This window comes from Pseudomonas sp. zfem005 (assembly GCF_032621735.1).
In the GTDB taxonomy this organism is placed as follows: domain Bacteria; phylum Pseudomonadota; class Gammaproteobacteria; order Pseudomonadales; family Pseudomonadaceae; genus Metapseudomonas; species Metapseudomonas solani.
In genome coordinates, this window is sequence record NZ_JAVYJE010000005.1 from 471,281 (window position 1) to 492,719 (window position 21,439).

The following is a 21,439-nucleotide window of genomic DNA, read 5'->3' on the forward strand; positions in this document are numbered from 1 at the left end:
TTGGGTAAACAAAATCGTCACCGATGTTTACCTTGAGGTCGTGCCCCGCGCCCCGACTCGCGGCGAGAACAACAACAAGGCGCCCGAGCGCCGGAGAATCGCCATGCTCTATCGCACCGGATACAGCGCAGACCTGCTCGCCTCGCCCCCCGAGAGGCTCCACATCGGCCCCTGGTGCCTGCATTACCAGGCCTGGTCCCACCACGCAGACGACCCACGAACGCCGGTGCTCATGCTCGGCGGCGCCTTCCAGAGCTTCCGCTCCTTCGCCGCCGAGGTGGAGGAGCTGCTCGGCGAGCACCCGGTCATCCTCCTCGACCTCCCCGGCCAGGGCGGCAACCTGCAACTGGCCCCCGAACTGGGGCTGGAGCAACTGGCCGACCTGATCGCCGACTTCGCCGAGGAACTGGCGCTGCCCCCGCTGATGCCCATCGGGCTCTCCTACGGTTCGGCCCTGGCGGCGCTGTTCGCCAGCCGCCACCCGCAACGCTGCGAGCGCCTGCTGCTGGCCGGCATCACCGCCTTCGGTCGCGACGGCGCCCGCGCGTTGCTGGAGGAAGGCCTACTGATGCTTGCCGAAGGCAACCTCGCGGCCTTCGCCCAGGGCGTGCTGATCGGCCTGATCAACCCGCTGCGCCTGGACGCCACCGGCATCACCCCGGGCTTCCGCAAGGCCATGCTGCGCCAGCTGCAGCGCCTGTCGCCGGTGGAGCAGGAGCGCTATCGGCAGAACAGCCGGCGCCTGCTGGATTTCGGCGGCTTCGCCCAGCACCCGCGCTGCCCGACCCTGGTGCTGGCCGGCGAATACGACCACTTCACCCAGCCCTGGGAACACGCGCTGTTCGCCGCCGCCTGCGACGATGCCGACTGCGCGCTGATCGAGAACGGCGATCACCTGGCCCAGTTCGAACGCCGCGACGCCTGTTCGCGCCTCTACGTGCCCTTCTTCAAGGGCAACCCACTGCCGCAGCAGGCCCCCGGCGCCACGCGCCTGGCGCGGGGCATGCTCGGCAACCTGGAAAAGCGCCAGGAACCCCGACTCGCCCCGCTCGACCGCAACGGCCACCTGTTCCACCCGGAACTGGGAGAGCTACGCGTGGAAGTGAGCGAGCTGGGCTTCTTCGGCGGCCTGCTGCACAGCGACCTGCCGGCCACCCTCCCCATCCGGGGCTGGAGCCTACGCGCCGGCGACCTGCCAGCGCTGGAGCTGCTGCCCCTGCGCCGCCAGGGCGACACGCTGTCGCTGGTGTTCACCCATGTCGATGCCCAGGCCAGCACCGCCCTCGCCGCCCAGGTCGGACCCTGGCAAATGGCGGCGGCAGCGGCCTGAAAGCTGGAAGCTGGAAGCTGGAAGCTGGAAGCCAAGAGTTTTCTTGAAGCTTTTGGCTTCTCGCTTCTGGCTTGTAACTTATGGCTTGCCGCTTGCTGCTCAAACCCTGAAACGTAGGCGAGGCAGCCAGCGCAAGGCAAAAACAGGCGAAAGGGCGGAGTTTACGTGCTGTAAATGAGCACCTTGAGCCTGTTTTTAACGCCGCGATGGCAACGCAGGTAGTTTCAGATGGAAGCCTCGACGACGCGGACCAGGGTGGGCCATCGCCCCATGCTCAAGCCCAGGTCGGCACCATCCACCTGCGGGTCCAGCACCTGCACCCGAGGGAAACCACAGCGATTGAAACCGTCGACGATGGCCGCCCCGTCGCGGTAGTGCAGCGGGTAGTTGCCGCGGGTGAAGCGGCCGACCAGGTCGACGCCCCAGCGCACCTGGCGGTAGCGCGGGTGCTCGCGCAGGTCCGGGTAGAGGTCGGTGAGGTAGGTGGCCGAGGGGAAGGCGCGCAACTGATCGGCCAGGCGCTGCCAGAAGCCCTCGATCACCGGCAGCTCGAAGTAGTTGACCAACCCCTCGGTGATCACCACCACCGGCCGGTGGCGGTCCAGCCCGGCGAACAGTGCATCCAGCCCCTGCCCGCCCTCGCCTGCGAGAATGTCCACGGCGCGCACCTGGTGGCGGCTGTTGAGCCAGCCCTCGCCGTGCAGCAGCAGGCGCTTGCGCGCGGCCATGGGCGGCAGGTCGGCCTCCAGGTAGCGCAGCTCCGGGTAGCGTTCGCAGAAGCGCCGGCCCCGGGGCGACAGCCCGCAGGCGATCTCCACCACCTGGGTCGTGCCACTGGCGATGGCGGCGTCGAGCCGGGCGTCGATCAGCAGGTGGCGTTGCAGCAGGAAGTTCTCGATATCCAGGCCGAAGCCCACCCGCGCGCCCCAGGTGATGGGGCTGAGCAGGCCGTGCACCCAGCGCCCGAGGGAGGTGGCGAACGCCGGGTCGGCCAGGTGATGGCGGTACCAGACATAACCGGTGTAGTGCGCGCTGGGCGTGATGTGGGCGCTGTCGGCCCGGGCGGTTCTGGACATGGCAGGACTCTTTATTGTTTTTCTCGGTGTTTCCCATCCAGCCGTTCAGCTGCCGGCCGTCGAGGCTTACGTATAATCGCCAGCCTAAGCCGCTGCGGATAGCCAAGACAGCCCATGCCCACCGTTCCCACCCTAAGTTTGCCCTGGCCGCAAGACCGCGCCCTGGGCGATGCCTTCTTCGACCGCGACGCACAACTGCTGGCCCGTGAACTGCTTGGCAAGGTCATCCGCCACCGGGTCGGCGAGCACTGGCTGTCGGCGCGCATCATCGAGACCGAGGCCTATTACTGCGCCGAGAAGGGCAGCCACGCCTCCCTCGGCTACACCGAGAAGCGCCGGGCGCTGTTCCTCGATGGCGGCCACATCTATATGTACTACGCGCGCGGCGGCGACTCGCTCAATTTCAGCGCCCAGGGGCCCGGCAACGCCGTGCTGATCAAGTCCGGCCACCCCTGGCAGGACGCGATCTGCGGCCCCGAGGCACTGATCGCCATGCAGCTCAACAACCCCGACGCCAACGGCATCCCGCGCCCACCCGAGCGCCTCTGCGCCGGCCAGACCCTGCTGTGCAAGGCCATGGGCCTGCGGGTGAAGGAATGGGATGCGCAGCGTTTCGACCCCGCCCGGCTGTTCGTCGAAGACGTTGGCGAGCGGCCGACACAGATCATCCAGACCACCCGCCTGGGCATTCCCCACGGCCGCGACGAGCACCTGTTCTACCGCTTCGTCGACGCCGGCTATGCACGGCACTGCACACGCAACCCTTTGCGCCGTGGGCAGGTCGAAGGGCAGCACTATCACCTGATCGAAGGAACGACCCCATGAGCGAATGGCTCGACGCCCTCACCACCTGGCTCGGCGCCCACCCGCAGTGGCTGGGCCTGGCCATCTTCATCATCGCCTGCGTCGAATGCCTGGCCATCGCCGGCATCATCGTGCCCGGCACCGTGCTGCTGTTCGCCGTCGCCGTGATGGCCGGCAGCGGCGCGCTGGGGCTCTGGGAAACCCTGCTGCTGGGCTACTTCGGCGGCCTGCTGGGGGATGCCATCTCCTATGGGCTGGGCCGACGCTTCCACCAGAACATCCGCCGCTTGCCGGGCCTGCGCCACCACCCGGAATGGCTGGCCGGGGCGGAGAACTACTTCAACCGCTACGGCGTCGCCAGCCTGCTGGTGGGTCGCTACATCGGCCCGCTGCGGCCGATGCTGCCCATGGTCGCCGGCATGCTCGACATGCCGCTGCCGCGCTTCATTGCCGTGAGCATGCTCGCTGCGGCCGGCTGGTCGGTGGCCTACCTGCTGCCCGGCTGGGCCACGGGCGCGGCCTTCCGCCTGCCCTTGCCGGAGGGGTTCTGGAAGGAAGCCGGTGTGGTGGTGGTCGCCGTGCTAGCGATGCTGGCGCTGATCCTCCAGGGCAGCCTGCGCGAGAAGCGCTGGGCGACGCCCCTGGCCGCCGGCCTCAGCCTGGCGCTGCTGGCGGGGCTGTTCTTCGGCTGGTCCTACCTGCACGACTTCGACCAGGGCCTGATGGCGCTGGTGCAGGAGCAGCGCAACGACACCCTCGACAGCTTCATGGTGCTGGTCACCCGCCTCGGCGACTTCCGCACCCAGCTGTTCGCCGGCGCCCTGCTCACCTCGCTGCTGCTGGTCGCCCGGCAATGGCGCCACGCAGTGTTCGCCGGCGCCACCCTGGTGTGCACGGCGCTGGCCAATGGCGGCCTGAAGCAGCTGTTCGCCCGCGCCCGGCCGGAGGTGCTGGCCGAGCCCCTGAACACCTTCAGCTTCCCCAGTGGCCACAGCTCGGCGGCCTTCGCCTTCTTCCTGGTGCTGGGCGTGCTGGCCGGCCGCTCGCAGCCCGCGCGCATGCGCCTGACCTGGCTGCTGCTGGCCTGCCTGCCGGCGCTGGCCATCGCCCTGTCACGGGTCTACCTGGGGGTGCACTGGCCTACCGACATCCTTGCCGGCGCCCTGCTGGCCGGCTGCATCTGCGCGGCCTGGCTGGCCATCCTGCAGCGTGACGAGCCGATGCCGGCGATGAGCGCACGGGTCTGGTGGCTGGTGCTCCCGGCCTGTATCGCGCTGCTCGGCGGCGTGGCCACCTGGGCGCTGCCCGAGGCCTTCGCCATGTACCGCTACAAGTGATCAGAAGCTGGTAGCCCGGGCTTCAGCCCGGGAAGGGAGGAGCAAGCGGCTCAGGCGATCATGTCGCCCTGCAGCTTGTTGAGCAGCCCCTGCAGGTGATCCAGGCGCTGCTCGGGATCGCCCAGTGCCAGCAGTTCGAGCTTTTCCTTGAGCGAGAACGGCAGCAGGTAGGCCAGCTGGTTGGCCAGCTCCTGCTGCCCATTTGCCAGGCCGCCCATGCCCAGCCCCTGCACCAGCGGGTGCTCGGCCAGGGCGTTGAGCAGCGCGGCGAGGTCGGCGTGCTCGGGTTGCAGCGGGCGTTCCTCGGCCTCGTCCAGCCACTCGATATCGGCGACCGTCAATTGGTCGGGCAGCACCTCGGCGCGGGTCACCTTGAAGCGCCGCACGCCTTCCACGCGGATCCCCAGCAGGCTGTTGGGCAACTGCTTGAAGTCGCGGATCACCGCCTCGCAACCCATGCCGGAGAAACGACTGGCCGCGTCGCCCACCTCTTCGCCCTCGAGGATGCAGACCACGCCGAAGCCGGTGCCCTGCTTCATGCAACGACCGATCATGTCCAGGTAGCGCGCCTCGAACAGCTGCAGGTCGAGCGAGCAGCCGGGAAAGAGCACGGTATTGAGCGGAAACAGCGGCAGATTCATCGACACGACCTCAAACGACCATCGCAACGGCCAGCGGCAACAGCACCGCGGTGGCCACACCCATCAAACTCATCGCCAGCGCCGCGAAGGCGCCACACTCCTCGCCTTCCTGCAACGCCCGGGCGGTGCCCACGGCGTGGGCGGTGATGCCCAGCGCCATGCCCTGGGCCGCCGGGTGACGCACGCCGATGCGGCGCAGCAGCTCCGGGCCGAGGGTGGCGCCGATGACGCCGGTGATCAGCACGAACACCGCGGCCAGCGCCGCCACGCCGCCGATCTGCTCGGCCACCAGCATGGCGATGGGCGAGGTCACCGACTTCGGCGCCATGGTCATCAGCATCATGTGCTCGGCACCGAAGGCCCAGGCCAGGCCCACGCCCATAACCGTAGCAACCAGGCCGCCGATGAAAAGGGTGATCAGCGTCGGCCAGAACAACTGGCGGATGCGCTTGAGGTTGAGGAACAGCGGCACCGCCAGGGCCACGGTGGCCGGGCCCAGCAGCAAGGTCAGCAGCGTGGTGCTCTGGCGGTACTCCTCGTAGCCGATGCCCAGGGGCACCAGCACCGCGATCACCACGGCCATGGACACCAGCACCGGCTGCAGGAACATCAGCCGGGTCTTCTCGTAGAGGAAGATCGACAGCTGGTAGGCCGCCAGCGTCAGGCCGACGCCGAACAGCGGATGGTGGGCGATGGCCTGCCAGGCGCCGTGCCAATCGATGCTCATGGGCGACCCTCCTGGCGGGCCTTGCGGTCGATCAGGCGCTGCATCAGCCAGCCCACGAACAGCATCGAGAAGAACACCGACAGCGCCAGCGCGCCGACCACCGCCCAGAAGTCCGCCCAGATCGCCTGGGCATAGACCATCACCCCCACCGCCGGCGGCACCAGCAGCAACGGCAGGTAGCGCAGCAGGCTGCTGGAGGCCACCGACAGCGGCTCACCCACTTCGCCCCGGGCGACGAGGAACAGGAACAGCAGCACCAGGCCGATGATGGGGCCGGGCAGCATGTGCAGGAAAAGGGCGTTGATCCCGGTGCCGAGCAACTGGAACAGCACCAGCCAGGTCAGGCCGCGCAAAAGCATGAAAATCTCCGGATAGGTCGAGGAAGCAAACGGCGAACCGCGCGCAAGGCCCGCTGCAGAGGGGCCGTTGCCAGGATCGCGCCATTATAGGCCCGCTCGCCCCCCTCGCTATAACCCGCCATTCGCAGGGGGCATGCCAGCTTGACCCCTGGCATCCGGCCATGCTGATCTAGACGGCGATGAATCCAGGGTCGGCCAAAGACCCAGCAAGAAGAACAACAAACCACGTCCACGGAGGATGAAGCATGCCGTTCGTACCTGTATCCGAACTGAAGAACTACATAGGCAAGGACCTGGGCCACTCCGAGTGGCTGACCATCGACCAGGGTCGCATCGACCAGTTCGCCGAGTGCACCGGCGACCACCAGTTCATCCATGTTGACCCGGAGAAGGCCAAGCACACCCCCTTCGGCACCACCATCGCCCACGGTTTCCTCACCCTGTCGCTGATCCCGGTTCTCACCGAAGGGCTGCTGGTACTGCCCGAAGGCATGAAGATGGGCATCAACTACGGCCTGGACAGCGTGCGCTTCATCCAGCCGGTGAAGGTGGACTCCCGCGTCCGCCTGGCGCTCACCATCATGGACGTCACCGAGAAGAACCCCGGCCAGTGGCTGATCAAGGCCCGCGCCACCCTGGAGATCGAAGGCCAGGCCAAGCCTGCCTACATCGCCGAATCCCTCAGCCTTTGCTTCGTCTGAAGCCCCTGCCGGCGGCCCTCCGCCGGCATCCCCCCCCCCGCTACTCGCCGTCAGGCCGTCGCGTTCGCTAGAATGCCGCCGCCAATCGGCACCCGCCTTCTCAACAAGGACAGTTCCATGACCGAAAAACGCATTCTCCCCGCCTTCCTGCTGTGCTTCTTCCTCGGCACCTTCGGCGCGCACCGCTTCTACGCCGGCAAGATCGGCACCGCCATCCTGCAGATCCTCACCCTCGGCGGCCTGGGCATCTGGACCCTGATCGACTTCATCATGATCATCGTCGGCGCCTTCACCGACAAACAGGGCAACAAGATCACCCAGTGGACCTGAGCCCCTGCCTGACTGAAAAGAAAAGCCCGCAATAGCGGGCTTTTTTACGCCACACTTGCACCAGCCGTATCCACCTTCAAGGGACTGTCGATGAAACCGCTGCTGCCCCTCGCGCTCGCCCTGCTCCTCGCGGCCTGCGGAGACGGAGAACCCCTCACCCCGCCGGACGCCCGCCTGCCCGACGGCTCCCGCTACCGTGGCGCGGTGGTCGATGGCCTGCTGCAGGGCCCGGGGCGCCTGGACTACAGCAACGGCACCTGGTTCGAAGGCACCTTCAAGGATGGCCAGCCCAACGGGCGCGGCACCTGGCACGGCCCCAACGGCGTCGAGTACCAGGGCGATTTCAGCAACGGCCTGTTCGACGGCAACGGCCGCATGACCTACGGCGACGGCACGCTCTACGAGGGCGGCTTCAAGGCCAACCAATTCAACGGCGAAGGCACGCTCAGCCGCGAAGGCATGGTCTACAGCGGCACCTTCCGCGACGACCGCTACCACGGCCAGGGCAAGCTCGCCCTGCCCGATGGCAGCAGCTACCAGGGCCAGTTCAAGCGCGGCGAACAGACCGGCCGGGGCGTGCGCACCGACGCCGATGGCTCGCGCTATTCCGGCCCGTTCAAGGCCGGCCAGCTCGATGGCGAAGGCGACTACCAGGGCGCCGACGGCGGCTTCTACAGCGGTGGATTCAAAGGCGGTCTGTTCGACGGCAAGGGCCGCTACCAGAACGCCGAAGGCTCGGTCTGGAGCGGCCAGTTCAAGGGCGGCAGCCTCACCGGCAAGGGCGAATACAAGGGCGCGGACGGCGAGCTGTACACCGGCGCCTTCCGCAACTGGCGCTACCAGGGCGAAGGCAGCCTCAGCCTCGCCGATGGCAGCCGCTACGAAGGCGGTTTCGCCGCTGGGCGCTATGCCGGCAAGGGCACCCTGACCCTGGCCGACGGCGGCCAGGAGAAAGGCACCTGGCGCGGTGGCCGGCGCATCAGCGATGAAACCGGCAAGGCGCTGCCCAACCCCCTGGAGGTCGGCCTGCTGGAACAAGGCCGCCTGCTCGACGCCGCCATCGACGCCCTGCCCGCCTCCACCCCGGCGGTGGAGCTGTACTCCCTGAGCCTGGGGGGCGACGGCCGCCAGAGCGTATTCCTGCGCGAGGCCGACTACGTCGCCACGCTGCTCGACCAGCGCTTCGGCGCCCACGGCCACATCACCCTGATCAACCACCGCGACCACATGGCCGACCGCCCCCTGGCCACCCGCGAGAGCCTGGCCCGCGCCATCCAGGGCATCGCCCAGCGCAGCGGGCCGGAAGACCTGGTGTTCATCTACCTCACCAGCCACGGCTCCGCCGACCATCAGCTGGCCCTCGAGCAGCCCGGCCTGCAGCTCGGCGACCTGCCCGCCAGCGAGCTGGCCACGGTGCTGGCGCCGCTGAAGGAGCGCCACAAGGTGGTGGTGATCTCCGCCTGCTATTCCGGCGGTTTCATCCCCGCGCTCAAGGACGACAAGACCCTGGTGATGACAGCCGCCCGCGCCGACCGGGTGTCCTTCGGTTGCTCCGACGACAACGAGTTCACCTACTTCGGCCGCGCCCTGCTGGCCGACGCCCTGAACCAGACCGACGACCTGGAACGTGCTTTCGAACTCGCCCGCACCGAGGTTGCCGAATGGGAGAAGGCCGACGGTTTCGAACCCTCCGAACCGCAGATCTGGGCACCCAAACCGGTGCTCGCCCATTGGCGAACGTTGCGCGCCGCCCAGGCCCAGGAGGCCCTCGCCGCGCAACCTGCAACGGCCGACGGCAAAACCGCCGCCAGCCACTAAGCTGAAGCTGTAACAGCGGAGAAACAGCATGCATCTGACGCCCCAGCACATCCTGCTCGCCGGCGCCACGGGCCTGACCGGTGAACACCTGCTCGACCGACTGCTCAACGAACCCACGGTGGAGCGGGTGCTCGCGCCGACCCGTCGCCCCCTCGCCGAGCACAAGCGCCTGGACAACCCAGTGGGCGAGATCGCCGACCTGCTGCCGCACCTCCAGGGGCCGGTGGACACCGCCTTCTGCTGCCTCGGCAGCACCATCCGCCAGGCCGGCTCCCAGGAAGCCTTCCGCGCCATCGACCTCGACCTGGTGCTCGCCGTCGGCGCCCGCGCCCGCGAACTCGGCGCCCGCCACTACCTGGTGATCAGCGCCCTGGGCGCAGACGCCAGTTCCTCGGTGTTCTACAACCGCACCAAGGGCGAGATGGAGGCAGCGCTCAAGGCCCAGGACTGGCCACAGCTGACCCTGGTGCGCCCGTCCCTGCTGCTCGGCCCGCGCAGCGAATTCCGCCTCGGCGAACGCCTGGCCGCCCCGCTCATGCGCTGGCTGCCGGGCAAGTACCGTGGCATCGGCGCCTGCACCCTGGCCCGGGCGCTGTGGCGCCTGGCCCTGGAAACCGACCAGGGCACGCGCATCGTCGAGTCGGACGAACTGCGCCGCCTGGGCCGCTGAACCCGGGCGGGAATCCTCCCGCCATTGGCCGAAATCCCCGCGCCGCGCGGGGATGCGCCCTGCTAACGTGAACGCCTCGTCAACCGCAGTGGACCGCCTGCCATGGGTTTCTACGATCGCCACGTCCTGCCCCGCCTGATCGACTACGCCTGCGGCATGGGCGAAGTGATGAAGACCCGCTCGAAGATCGTGCCCCAGGCCGAAGGCCGGGTGCTGGAGATCGGCATCGGCACCGGCCTCAACCTCGGTTTCTATGACCCGGCCAAGGTGCAGGTGGTGATCGGCGTCGACCCCGCCGCGCAGATGCAGGCCCTGGCTCGCCAGCGTGCCGACGCCATCACCATCCCGGTGGAAACCATCGCCCTGGAACTGGGCGAGATCCAGGCCAGCGACGCCAGCTTCGACAGCGTCGTCTGCACCTTCACCCTCTGCACCATCCCCGATGCACCGGCGGCGCTGAAGGAAATGCGCCGCGTGCTCAAGCCCGGCGGGCGCCTGCTGTTCGCCGAACACGGCCTGGCACCGGACGCCCCGGTGGTGCGCTGGCAGCATCGCCTCACGCCGTTGTGGAAACCCTTCGCCGGCGGCTGCCACCTCAACCGTGACATCCCGCGCCTGATCGAGGCCGGCGGCTTCGCCATCCGCGAGCTGCACACCGGCTACCTGCAGGGCCCGCGCCCCATGACCTTCGTCTATCGCGGCTGGGCGGATTGACCGGCGCCCCCGCAACCGGGTTAGCCTTGGGCGCTTGAAAGCCAGCCCGGAACCGCCCCATGCGTACCCTCACCTCGCTCACCGGCAACAGCCAGAAACTCGACGGCGGCGCCATGTTCGGCAACGCCCCGCGCGCCCTCTGGGAGCGCTGGATGCAGCCGGACGCGCAGAACCGCATCGACCTCGGCTGCCGCGCCCTGCTGGTGCAGGAAGACGAGCGCAACATCCTCATCGAAACCGGCATCGGCGCCTTCTTCCCGCCCGAGCTCAAACACCGCTTCGGCGTGCAGGAGGCGCACCACGTGCTGCTCGACAGCCTCGCCGAGGCGGGCCTGTCCGATGCCGACATCGATATCGTGCTGCTCACCCACCTGCACTTCGACCATGCCGGCGGCCTGCTCGCCGCCTGGGAGCAGAACCAGCCCATGCGCCTGCTGTTCCCCAACGCCCGCTTCGTCACCGGCCGCCGTCAGTGGCAGCGCGCCTGCAACCCGCATCCGCGCGACCGCGCCTCCTACATCCCGGAAATGCTCGAACTGCTGGAAGCCAGCGGCCGCCTGGTGCTGATCGACGAGCAGCCCAGCGCCGAGATCCTCGGCCCCGACTGGCGCCTGCACTGGAGCGACGGCCACACCCCGGGGCAACTGCTGCCGGAGATCGCCATGCCCGACGGCCCGGTGGTGTTCAGCGGCGACCTGATCCCCGGCGCGCCCTGGGTGCACCTGCCCATCACCATGGGCTACGACCGCTTCCCCGAAGGCCTGATCGAGGAGAAGGAAGCCCTGCTCGCCAGCCTGCTGGAGCGCAATGGCCGCCTGCTCTTCACCCACGACCCGAGCGTCGCCATGGGCCGCGTCACCCGCGACGGCAAGGGCCGCTACGGCCTCGACGACAGCCTCACCGCCGTGCACCAGCTGGCCGCCTGAGCCAGCCGGACAGAAATCAAGGAGCCCCGAATGAGCCTCGAATCCGTACGCGCCTTCCTCGCCGAGAAGGCCCCCGAACTCGCCATCATCGAACTGGAAACCAGCACCGCCACCGTCGCCCTGGCCGCCGAAGCCCACCGCGTCGAGCCGGGCCGTATCGCCAAGACCCTGGCCTTCCGCGTCGGCGAGCAGCACCTGCTGGTGGTGGCGCGCGGCGATGCGCGCATCGACAACCGCAAGTTCAAGGAAGCCTTCGGCGCCAAGGCCAAGATGCTCGACGCCGAAACCGTGCAGGCGCTGACCAGCCACCCCGTCGGCGGCGTATGCCCCTTCGGCCTGGCCACCCCGCTGCCGGTCTATTGCGACCTGTCGCTGCAAGCCTTCGACGAAGTGGTCCCCGCCGCCGGCGCCATCCACAGCGCCGTACGCATCGCCCCGCAACACATGGCCGAACTGGTCGCCGCGCAATGGGTGGATGTCTGCCAGGACCCGACCTGAGGCCGAGCCGCTGAGGGGCTCATCCACCTCCGTAGGATGGGTAGAGCGAAGCGAAACCCATCACCCCTGAAGTCCGCCTCTGCGTGCTCACCTGTAGGGGCGCGTCAATTCCCCCCGGTCACACCCAGCCCAACGCCCAGCTCCGCCGCCACCGCGAAGGGCAGCAACAGCGTCTCCAGCACGGCACTGAACGGCAGGTCGAGCGCCGCCCAGCCTGGCGCTTCGGCGCCGAAGCGGTCCTTGGGGCAGCAACCGCCATTGAGGGAATACCAATCCAGCCGAGTGCCGGAGTAGATAATCGGCGCGCCGGGCTTGGCCGCGTCCAGGGTGCGCACGGCGGCGCAGCCCTGGAACACCAGCACCAGGCCGATGAGCAAGCCCAGGCAGGCGCGGCGCGGTTCAGTCATCGCTGCTCTGCAGGTGGTGCTCGCCCCAGCGCGGCAGCATGTCCTGGGGGATTTCCAGCAGGTTGAGGATGCGCGCCACCACGAAGTCCACCAGGTCATCGATGGTCTGCGGCTGGTGATAGAAGCCCGGCGAGGCCGGCAGGATGATCGCGCCGAGGTTGGAGAGCTTGAGCATGTTCTCCAGGTGGATGCTGGAGTACGGCGCCTCGCGGGGCACCAGGATCAGCTTGCGCCGCTCCTTCAACGCCACGTCCGCGGCGCGCTCGATCAGATTGTTGCAGGCACCGGTGGCGATGGCCGACAGCGTGCCGGTGGAACAGGGCACCACCACCATCGCGCCCGGCGCACCGGAGCCGGAGGCCGCCGGGGCCATCCAGTCTTCCTTGCCGTAGACGCGGATCTGCCCCGGCGCGGCGCCGGTGTATTCGCTGAGGAAGGCCTGCATCGACTGCGGCTTGGGCGGCAGGGTGACTTCGGTCTCGGTGGCCATAACCAGCTGCGCGGCCTTGGAGATGAGGAAGTGCACCTCGCGGTCTTCCTGCACCAGGCAGTCCAGCAGGCGCAGGCCGTACTGGGCGCCGGAAGCGCCGGTCATCGCCAGGGTGACGCGTTCGGGTCCGCTCATGTCGTCGTCCTCAGCCTTCCAGCGCCTTGGCCAGCTTGCCGTGCAGGCCGCCAAAACCGCCGTTACTCATGATCACCACCTCGGTGCCCGGGCGCGCCTGGCCCTTCACCCGCTCGATGATCGCCTCCAGCGAATCGCAGACCACCGCCGGCACCGGGCAGGCAGCGGCCGTTGCGGCCAGGTCCCAGCCCAGGTTCGGCGGTGCGTACCAGATCACCTGGTCGGCCTGGGCCACGCTTTCGGGCAGGCCGTCGCGGTGGGCGCCCAGCTTCATGGAGTTGGAACGCGGCTCGATGATGGCGATCACCGGCGCCTCGCCCACACGCTTGCGCAGGCCGTCGAGGGTGGTGGCGATGGCGGTAGGGTGGTGGGCGAAGTCGTCGTAGATGGTCACGCCCTTCACCTCGGCGACCTTCTCCATGCGCCGCTTGACGTTGCGGAAGGCGCTCAGGGCGGCGATGCCCAGCTCCGGCACCACGCCCACATGGCGCGCGGCGGCGAGGGTGGCCAGGGCGTTGGCCACGTTGTGCTGGCCGGTCAGGGTCCATTCCACGGTGCCCTGCACCTTGCCGTCGAACTGCACCTCGAAGCGCGAGCCGTCCTCGCTGAGCAGGCGCACCTGCCACTGGCCGCCTTCACCGGTGGTCTGCACCGGCGTCCAGCAACCCATCTCCAGCACACGCACCAAGGCCGGCTCGGTGGTGGGGTGGATGATCAGGCCCTCGCCGGGGATGGTGCGCACCAGGTGGTGGAACTGCCGCTCGATGGCGGGCAGGTCCGGGAAGATGTCGGCGTGGTCGAACTCCAGGTTATTGAGGATCGCCGTGCGCGGGCGGTAGTGGACGAACTTCGAGCGCTTGTCGAAGAAGGCGCTGTCGTACTCGTCCGCCTCCACCACGAAGAACGGCGTGCCGCCCAGGCGCGCCGAGATACCGAAGTTCTGCGGCACGCCACCGATGAGGAAGCCCGGGCTCATACCCGCATGCTCCAGCACCCAGGCCAGCATGCTGGTGGTGGTGGTCTTGCCGTGGGTACCGGCCACCGCCATCACCCAGCGGCCCTGCAGCACATGGTCCGCCAGCCACTGCGGGCCGGAAACATAGGGCAGCCCCTTGTTCAGCACATGCTCCACCGCCGGGTTGCCCCGCGACAGCGCATTGCCCACCACCACCAGGTCCGGCGCCGGGTCCAGGTGCGCGGGGTCGTAGCCCTGCATCAGCTCGATGCCCTGGGCCTCCAGCTGGGTGCTCATGGGCGGGTAGACATTGGCGTCGGAGCCGGTGACGCGGTGGCCGAGTTCCTTGGCCAGCACCGCCAGCGAACCCATGAAGGTGCCGCAGATGCCGAGGATATGGATATGCATGGAATACCTCTGGAAACGGGCTGCCGGAGCCCGAAAAAAACATGCCGCAGGTTAGCACAGCGGCCCCGCCCGGAGCCTGGCCCTGCGGCATATGTAGAGCGTTGGAAGGTGATTTCATTCGCCGTCCCGCAACGAAAAAGCCCCGCCGATTGGCGGGGCTCCTCGTCACGCGTTCAGGCGGTCACTGCCAGTTGGCGGCGATCACCAGGTTCAGCTCGTCGCGCTGGGCGGCGGTGAGGTTGCCCTCGGCCCCCGCCGGCACGCCGAAGGCGGCCATCGCATCCACCAGCCCTTGCACCTGGCTGTCCAGCAGGGTCTTGCCGTCGGCCGAACTGAACTGATCGAGGTGGTAGGCGCTGCCGCCGTACCAGTTCTCGATGCTCACCCGCTCGGTGCCGCCCACCAGGCTGACATCCAGGTCGTTGCCGTTCTGGCGGAACCAGAGTTGCTCGACCGAGATGCCGCTGCCGAACTGCAACAGGTCCAGGCTGCCCGCCACGCTGTCGTTGTTCTGGATGACATCCTGGCCGTCGCCCAGGCCGAAGACATAGGTATCCGAGCCGGCACCACCGGACAGGGTGTCGTTGCCGGCCCCCCCCATCAGCGTGTCATTGCCCGCGCCGCCGGACAGCCGGTTGGCCGCCGCGTTGCCCCGCAGCTGGTTGTCCAGGGTGTTGCCGGTCCCGTCGATAGCGGCCTCACCGGTCAGGGTCAGGTTCTCCACACCGAAGGCCAGGCTGTGGCTGATGGAGGCCTCGACCGTATCGATGCCCTCGTTGAGGTACTCGAAGACGCTGTCACCCGGCGAGTCGATCACGAAGGTGTCGTTGCCACGGCCGCCATAGAGGCTGTCGTTGCCCTCGCCACCATAAAGGCGGTCATCGCCATCGCCGCCATTGAGGACGTCATTGCCGGCCCCGCCGAACAGCGTGTCGTTGCCGAGGTTGCCGTTCAGGGTGTCGTTGCCGTCACCGCCATCGAGGTAGTCCTGCCCGGAGCCCGTCACCAGCAGGTCATCACCGCCCCTGCCGAACAGGCTGTTGTTGCCGATGCCACCGTACAGCGCGTTGTTCGCATCGTTGCCGATGATGAGGTTGTCCAGATCGTTGCCGGTGCCGTTGATGGCAGCGGTGCCGGTGAGGGTGAGGTTCTCGACATTGGCGCCCAGGGTCAGGGTCAGGCTGGATTCAACGGTGTCGATCCCCCCGCCCGCGCTCTCGATCACCAGGTCACTCAGCGAGTCCACCTGGTAGGTGTCGTCGCCGGCACCGCCTTCCATGCGGTCGCCGCCCAGGCCGCCAAGCAGCAAGTCATTACCGGCGCCACCGAACAGCGTGTCGTTGCCGGCTCCGCCATCGAGGGTGTCGTTACCGGCAAAGCCGCGCAGCTCGTCCTGGCCGTCATCGCCGAAGAGGGCGTCGTCCGTGGAGTAGCCCTGCACCGTGTCGTTGCCATAGGAACCGTGCAGCAGGCTGTTGCGGATGAAGTCGCCGGTCCAGATATCGCCATTGCCGAAACGAACCTCCTCGATGGAGGCCGGCCCCTTGCCATCACCAGCGAAGAAGCCGATGACGGTCAGGCTGTCCAGGGTGTTGTTGCGCTCGAACACCAGGTCGTCGTCGACACGACGGAAGCGGATGTGCTCGGGGTTGAAGTCGGCGAACTCGATGACGTCGTGCTTGCCGATGCCGTCGTCCTGGTTGTGGATGACGTCCTGCCCCCAGTAGTTGTTGAACACATAGGTGTCGTTGCCCGTCCCGCCGATCAGGGTGTCCTTGCCCTGCCCGCCGTTCAGGCGGTCGTCGCCCGCCTCCCCGCGCAGCAGGTTGTTGCCGTCGCCGCCACGGATATCGTTGTTCAGCGCATTGCCGATGCCTTCGATCGCCGGGCCACTGAGGACCAGGTTCTCGACGTTGTCGCCCAGGGTCCAGGAAACCCGCGACTCGACCGTGTCGATGCCGCCGTCCACGCCTTCGATCACGCTGTCGCCCGCATCCACCCAGTAGCGGTCATCACCCGCGCCACCGATCAGGGTATCGACGCCGGTGTAGCCATCGAGCAGGTCATTGCCATCGCCACCGTCGAGCAGGTCGTTGCCGGCCCCGCCATACAGGGTGTCGTCACCGGCCAGCCCGAAGAGGCTGTCGTTGCCCCCCTTGCCGTCGAGGACGTCGTTGCTGGCGAAACCGACCAGGCGGTCGTCGATGGTGTTCCCCTGCAGCACCCGCGAGCGGAGCTGGTCCGGCAGCCACTGGGTGCCGTCGGCGAAGCGGATCTGCTCCACGGCTCCAGTCGCACCGAAGTAGCCCACCACACGGATGCTGTCGGTGCTGCCCCACAGGTTCAGCAACAGGTCGTCGCCATCGTGGCCGACGGTGATATCGCCGGGCGCGATGCCTGCCGCGAACTCGATAGCGTCGAGGGCACCCTCGGTATCGTTGATCACGTCCTGGCCCCAGCCACGGGCGAAGCTGTAGAGGTCGTCGCCCTCACCACCCTGCAACTGGTCGTTGCCCGCGCCGCCATTCAGCGAATCGTTGCCGGCGCCGCCCTGCAACAGGTTGTTGCCGGTGTTGCCAGTCAGGGTGTTGTCCAGGCTGTTGCCGATGCCCTGGAGGTTGGCGCTGCCGGTGAGCGTCAGCTTCTCGATGCCCGCACCCAGGGTGAAGGAAACACTGGCCTCCACCGTGTCGGTGCCGCTGCTGTCGATCACCACATCGCCTGCGGAATCGACCACGAAGACGTCGTTGCCAGCACCGCCGTTCAGGGTGTCGTTGCCCGCGCCCCCGACCAGCCGATCGTTGCCGGTGCCCCCTTCGAGCACATCATCGCCGCTGCCGCCGTCCAGGGTGTCGTTGCCATCGCCACCGAGGATGCTGTCATTGCCGGCACCGCCACTGATGCTGTCGGCAGTGGCGTAGCCCGTCAGCGTGTCATTGCCGCTGGTGCCCTGCAGCGCCAGGGCCTTGATGGTCGTCAGGGTCCAGCGGGTGCCATTGGCGAAGCGGATTTCATCCACCGCATTGGAGGTGGTGCCATCGCTCAGGAAATAGTTGATGACATTGATGCGATCGCCGCTGCCACCCAGGCTCAGCACCAGGTTGGCCCCGCTGCGGGACACCTGGATATCGCTCGGCAGGATATCGGCAGCGAACTCGATGACGTCCAGGCCATTGGAGCCGGACTCGAAGTTCTGCACCGTGTCCGAACCCCAGCCCCTGGCGAAACGGTACACATCGTTGCCGACGCCCCCTTCGAGGGTGTCGTTGCCGCCCTCCCCGCTCAGGGTGTCGTTGCCGGCGTTGCCCATCAGGTAGTTGGCGCCCTGGTTGCCGGTGATCAGGTTGTTCGCGCCGTTGCCGAAGCCGGTCAGGTTGCCGCTGCCGGTCAGGCGCAGGTTCTCGATATTGGCACTCAGCGTCGAGCTAATGCTGACGCTGGATTCCAGGGTGTCGATGCCCTCGTTGGGGCTCTCCTGGATCACATCGCCGAGGGAGTCGATCACATAGGTGTCGTCGCCCAGCCCGCCACGCAGGGTGTCGGAGCTGGTGCCGCCATTCAGCACATCGTTGCCGGCACCGCCGATCAGCAGGTCGTTGCCCTCCGCGCCGAAGAGCGTGTCGTTACCCGCTCCGCCGTTCAACGTATCGGCGGTACTGAAGCCATTGAGCAGGTCATCGCCATCGCCCCCCTGGAGTACCAGGCTGCGCACCTGCCCGAAGGTCCAGACCACGCCGTTGGCGAAGCGGATTTCTTCGATCGAGTTGACGCTCGCCCCGTTATTGAGGAAGTAGCCCTTGACCAGGATGGAGTCCGACGCCCCCTTCAGGGTGAGCATCAGGTCGTCGCCCAGATGCACCGCCTGGATATCGCTCGGCAGGACATCCGCGCCGAACAGGATCACATCGCGGCCGTCACCATTGTCGAAAATGGTGTCCCGACCCCAGCCACGCGAGAACAGGTAAGTGTCGTTGCCATAACCGCCGCTGAGCTGATCGTCGCCAGCGCCCCCGTCAAGGCGGTCATCACCCGCTCGGCCTTCGAGGATGTTGTTGCCCGCATTGCCGGTCAGTTCGTTGTTCAGCTCGTTGCCGAAGCCGTTCAGGTCCGCCGTGCCGGTCAGAACCAGGTTCTCGAGTGCACCGACAAGGCCGTAGTTGATGCTGCTGCGCACCGTATCCACGCCACCCCCGGCCATCTCGCTGATCCGTTGCTCGATCTGGCTGATGACGTAGGTGTCGTTGCCCGCACCGCCGATGAGCAGATCGGCCCCGCTTCCGGCATCCAGCCAATCATCGCCGTCGTCGCCGAGCAGGGTATCGTCGCCCGCCCCGCCGTAGAGGCTGTCGTTGCCGGCACCGCCCTCCAGGGTGTCCTTGCCATCCAGGCCATACAGCCGGTCGTTTCCGGCTTCGCCCTTGAGGCGGTTATCGCCGGCGTTACCGGTGATGTCGTTGTCCAGCTGGTTGCCATAGCCGTCGATGCGGGCGCTGCCGGTCAGGACCAGGTTTTCCAGGCCGTAACCCAGCGTATGGGTCATGCTGCTGCTGCGCACGGTGTCGATCCCGCCACCGATGTTCTCGGTGATAGCGGCGTAGCCTGGGCTGTCCACCACATAGGTGTCATTGCCCATGCCGCCAATAAGCTGGTTGTAGCCCTCCCCGCCGTCCAGCCAGTCGTCGCCATCACCGCCAAGCAACAGATCGTCACCCGCACCGCCGAAGAGGCTGTCGTCGCCCGCGCCACCGTCCAGCTGGTCATTGTCACCCAGGCCGAACAACTGGTCATCGCCCAAGCCACCGGAAAGGGTGTCGGGGACGGCCGTTCCCGTCAGGGTGTCGTTGCCGGGCGTGCCGGCGTTGAGCATCTGCAGGACCTGCAACGGCCGCCACATCTGGTCGGAGAAACGGATCTCATCGATGGCGTAGGGTGCAAGGGCATCGGCATTGAAATAGTTGCTGATGGTGATCCTGTCGCTGCTTCCCTGGCGGAGCAGGATCAGGTCATTGCCAACTCGGCTGAGCCGCACGTCTTGCGATGACACGTCGAGGATCTCGATCACATCGACACCGCTCTCCATGGCCTGCTCATTGATCAGCACCTGGCCCCAACTGCCCGCCAGGCGATAGGTGTCGTTACCCTGGCCGCCGATCAGGGTGTCGAACCCCTGCCCGCCCACCAGCGTGTCATCGCCCTCGCCACCCAGCAGCAGGTCATCACCGCCAAGGCCGTTCAGCATGTCGTTGCCGGCGCCGCCTTCCAGGGTGTCGGCCTGGCCAGTCCCCTGGAGGAAATCAGCGCCCGGCGTTCCCTGCAGGAACTGGCCCTGGGGGGCGTTCTCCACACGCGTCCTCACGTCATAAGGCGACCAGCGGGCACCATTGGCAAAGAAGATTTCCGCGATCTCCGGCAGGCCGACGCTGGAGAAGTAGTTGCGCAGGATGACCTGATCATTCGAGTCGACGAGGCTCAGCACCAGGTCCACGCCGATACGCCGGCAGCTGACATCCTCCGGCAGGATGCCCACCTCGAACTCGAGGCGATTGACGAAGCCATCGCCACCGCCGTCCTCGATCACATCGCGACCGCTACCTCGGCCGAAGCGGTAGATGTCGGCCCCCGAGCCGCCCCGCAGGGTGTCGTTGCCCAGGCCGCCGGCTAGCGTATCCACGCCAGCGCCACCGACCAGCAGGTCATCCCCCTCAGCGCCATAGAACTGGTCGTCCGTATCGCCGCCAACCAGGGTGTCGTTGCCGTTTGTGCCTTGAAAATCCATACCCTCTCCTTTGATGGATCACACGATCGAACCGCCACCACCCGCGCCCCTTCGGTAGTCCGAAGAGGTATCCGCAGGTGTGGATAAATGAACGGGGGGCTGTCGCAATCAGGCGGGCTGCATCACCGAGTCGAGGCCCAGCACCTGGAGGTAGCGGGCGATGCCGCTGTCCGTCGAATAGCTCTGTGCGGTAACCACCGCCTGCCGCCTCAGGGCCTGGAAGCGCTCGGGCTCGGCCAGCGCCTGCAAGGCCTTCTCGGCGATCCGCTCGCCATCGAAGAAATCCACCAGCAGCCCGTTGCGGCCATCCTCGATCACCTCGCGCACCGGCGCGGTATCCGAACCGATGATCAGGCAACCGCTGGCCATGGCCTCCAGCAGGGACCAGGACAGGACGAAGGGATAGGTGAGGTAGATATGCGCGGCGGAAACCTGCAGCACCCGCTTGTAGGTGGCATAGGGCACCTTGCCGAGGAAGTGCACGCGCTGCAGGTCGATGGGGTTCTCCGCCAGCAGCTTGCTGCGCCAGTTGGCAGCGCCCTTGGGGCGGCTGCCATAACTCACCTCATCGCCACCGACCACCAGCACCTGGCAGGTCGGGTGCGCCTCAAGGATGCGCGGCAAGGCCCGCATGAAGCTGTGGAAGCCCCGGTAGGGCTCCAGGTTACGTGCCACGTAGGTGAGGATCGGCTGCCCGGCCTTCAGCACCCGGCCATCGGGCAACTCCAGGCTGGCCTCGGGATCAGGGCCCAGGCCGGCGATATCGATGCCTTCATGGATCACCTGCATGGCGTCGCGATAGGCCGCGGGGTGCACGCTGCGCTGCCACTGGGTCGGTGTGATGGCGAGGTCGCAGTTCTCCAGGTTGAGCAGGTGCAGCGCATTGCGGCTGCGGATGCTCGCAGCGCCGTTGGTATCAAGCGGGAATTCCGGGTCGAAACCGGCATCGGCGCCACGGGCCTGGTAGTAGTACTCGCAGAAGTGGATCAACCGCGCCGAGGGGAAGGCCTCCTTCACATACAGGCTTTCACCCCAGCCCGGATGGGCGACCACCACATCCGGCCGGTAACCCTTGCCCTTCAGGTCCAGCAGCAGGCGCAGCACCTGCTGCCCATGGAGCACGCCATCCTCGAAGGTGCGTACATAAGGGTGCGTCTGCGCGCTCGCCTTGCGATGGGGCTTGTAGCGCAACAACCGCACACCCGGCAGCCCAGGCGCCTGCTCGCGACCGATGGCCAGGACCTCGACATCGTCCCGCTTCGCCAGATGGGCGGCGAGATGACGGAACTGGCCAGGGAAATTCTGGTGAATGAACAGCACACGCATCCCGCCGCAAC

The 21,439-nt window shown here is 67.4% G+C and carries 19 protein-coding genes; 10 read left to right on the forward strand and 9 right to left on the reverse strand.

The features are described 5' to 3' along the window. The first annotated feature begins 103 nt into the window (after positions 1-103). The gene (locus tag RTW82_RS14425; protein WP_316925481.1) at positions 104-1,330 is read left to right on the forward strand and encodes an alpha/beta hydrolase; all 1,227 of its coding nucleotides are present in this window, start codon (positions 104-106) and stop codon (positions 1,328-1,330) included. 224 nt (positions 1,331-1,554) lie between these two features. Here RTW82_RS14425 and RTW82_RS14430 read toward each other — a convergent pair whose 3' ends face one another. Continuing rightward, the gene (locus RTW82_RS14430; protein ID WP_043245940.1) at positions 1,555-2,406 is read right to left on the reverse strand and encodes a class I SAM-dependent methyltransferase; all 852 of its coding nucleotides are present in this window, start codon (positions 2,404-2,406) and stop codon (positions 1,555-1,557) included. A 114-nt stretch (positions 2,407-2,520) separates the two neighbouring features. Between RTW82_RS14430 and RTW82_RS14435 the strand changes: the two genes are divergently transcribed. Together RTW82_RS14435 and RTW82_RS14440 are read left to right on the forward strand one after the other, a co-directional pair. Next, entirely contained in the window at positions 2,521-3,231 is a 711-nt protein-coding gene (locus tag RTW82_RS14435) for a DNA-3-methyladenine glycosylase (protein WP_316925482.1), read from the forward strand. Beyond that, positions 3,228-4,547: a bifunctional DedA family/phosphatase PAP2 family protein gene (locus tag RTW82_RS14440; RefSeq protein WP_316925483.1), complete on the forward strand. Its 1,320-nt coding sequence runs from the start codon at positions 3,228-3,230 to the stop codon at positions 4,545-4,547. The genes RTW82_RS14435 and RTW82_RS14440 overlap by 4 nt, the downstream gene beginning before the upstream one ends. 50 nt (positions 4,548-4,597) lie before the next feature. Here the strand turns inward: RTW82_RS14440 and RTW82_RS14445 are convergent, their stop codons facing one another. From RTW82_RS14445 to RTW82_RS14455, 3 genes are read right to left on the reverse strand one after another with little or no spacing between them, the layout of a single operon-like run. After that, positions 4,598-5,188 carry an LON peptidase substrate-binding domain-containing protein gene (locus RTW82_RS14445; protein ID WP_316925484.1) on the reverse strand — a complete coding sequence of 197 codons (591 nt, stop codon included), beginning with the start codon at positions 5,186-5,188 and terminating at the stop codon, positions 4,598-4,600. A gap of 10 nt (positions 5,189-5,198) precedes the next feature. Next, the gene (locus RTW82_RS14450; RefSeq protein ID WP_271661261.1) at positions 5,199-5,909 is read right to left on the reverse strand and encodes an LrgB family protein; all 711 of its coding nucleotides are present in this window, start codon (positions 5,907-5,909) and stop codon (positions 5,199-5,201) included. A 2-nt stretch (positions 5,910-5,911) separates the two neighbouring features. After that, the gene (locus RTW82_RS14455) at positions 5,912-6,274 is read right to left on the reverse strand and encodes a CidA/LrgA family protein (protein WP_021221500.1); all 363 of its coding nucleotides are present in this window, start codon (positions 6,272-6,274) and stop codon (positions 5,912-5,914) included. A 245-nt stretch (positions 6,275-6,519) separates the two neighbouring features. Here RTW82_RS14455 and RTW82_RS14460 point away from each other — a divergent pair, with 245 nt between their 5' ends. The 7 genes from RTW82_RS14460 (at position 6,520) to RTW82_RS14490 (ending at position 11,931) form a co-directional block, all read left to right on the forward strand. Beyond that, positions 6,520-6,975: a MaoC family dehydratase gene (locus RTW82_RS14460; RefSeq protein WP_021221501.1), complete on the forward strand. Its 456-nt coding sequence runs from the start codon at positions 6,520-6,522 to the stop codon at positions 6,973-6,975. A gap of 117 nt (positions 6,976-7,092) precedes the next feature. After that, positions 7,093-7,305 (forward strand): TM2 domain-containing protein, encoded by a 213-nt coding sequence (locus tag RTW82_RS14465; protein WP_021221502.1) that lies wholly within the window; start codon positions 7,093-7,095, stop codon positions 7,303-7,305. Positions 7,306-7,395: 90 nt separating this feature from the next. Further along, positions 7,396-9,123, forward strand: coding sequence for a C13 family peptidase (locus tag RTW82_RS14470; protein ID WP_316925485.1), 1,728 nt, complete (start codon positions 7,396-7,398; stop codon positions 9,121-9,123). Positions 9,124-9,151: 28 nt separating this feature from the next. Further along, positions 9,152-9,793 (forward strand): oxidoreductase, encoded by a 642-nt coding sequence (locus RTW82_RS14475; protein WP_021221504.1) that lies wholly within the window; start codon positions 9,152-9,154, stop codon positions 9,791-9,793. A gap of 102 nt (positions 9,794-9,895) precedes the next feature. Next, positions 9,896-10,507 (forward strand): class I SAM-dependent methyltransferase, encoded by a 612-nt coding sequence (locus RTW82_RS14480; protein ID WP_316925486.1) that lies wholly within the window; start codon positions 9,896-9,898, stop codon positions 10,505-10,507. A 59-nt stretch (positions 10,508-10,566) separates the two neighbouring features. Then, on the forward strand, positions 10,567-11,433 hold the full coding sequence (locus tag RTW82_RS14485; protein WP_316925487.1) for an MBL fold metallo-hydrolase: 867 nt from the start codon (positions 10,567-10,569) through the stop codon (positions 11,431-11,433). 30 nt (positions 11,434-11,463) lie between these two features. Continuing rightward, positions 11,464-11,931: a YbaK/EbsC family protein gene (locus RTW82_RS14490; RefSeq protein WP_316925488.1), complete on the forward strand. Its 468-nt coding sequence runs from the start codon at positions 11,464-11,466 to the stop codon at positions 11,929-11,931. A gap of 104 nt (positions 11,932-12,035) precedes the next feature. Here RTW82_RS14490 and RTW82_RS14495 read toward each other — a convergent pair whose 3' ends face one another. The 5 genes from RTW82_RS14495 to RTW82_RS14515 all read right to left on the reverse strand — a co-directional run bounded on the left by RTW82_RS14495 (position 12,036) and on the right by RTW82_RS14515 (position 21,428). Beyond that, positions 12,036-12,338: a YceK/YidQ family lipoprotein gene (locus tag RTW82_RS14495; protein WP_316925489.1), complete on the reverse strand. Its 303-nt coding sequence runs from the start codon at positions 12,336-12,338 to the stop codon at positions 12,036-12,038. After that, positions 12,331-12,963 carry a flavin prenyltransferase UbiX gene (gene ubiX / locus RTW82_RS14500; RefSeq protein ID WP_043245935.1) on the reverse strand — a complete coding sequence of 211 codons (633 nt, stop codon included), beginning with the start codon at positions 12,961-12,963 and terminating at the stop codon, positions 12,331-12,333. Before ubiX ends, RTW82_RS14495 begins: the two co-directional genes overlap by 8 nt. A 10-nt stretch (positions 12,964-12,973) precedes the next feature. Further along, on the reverse strand, positions 12,974-14,326 hold the full coding sequence (mpl, locus tag RTW82_RS14505; RefSeq protein ID WP_316925490.1) for a UDP-N-acetylmuramate:L-alanyl-gamma-D-glutamyl-meso-diaminopimelate ligase: 1,353 nt from the start codon (positions 14,324-14,326) through the stop codon (positions 12,974-12,976). Between the two features lie 181 nt (positions 14,327-14,507). Next, positions 14,508-20,102, reverse strand: coding sequence for a calcium-binding protein (locus RTW82_RS14510; RefSeq protein ID WP_316925491.1), 5,595 nt, complete (start codon positions 20,100-20,102; stop codon positions 14,508-14,510). Positions 20,103-20,210: 108 nt separating this feature from the next. Next, entirely contained in the window at positions 20,211-21,428 is a 1,218-nt protein-coding gene (locus RTW82_RS14515) for a glycosyltransferase family 4 protein (RefSeq protein ID WP_316925492.1), read from the reverse strand. Positions 21,429-21,439 lie beyond the last annotated feature (11 nt).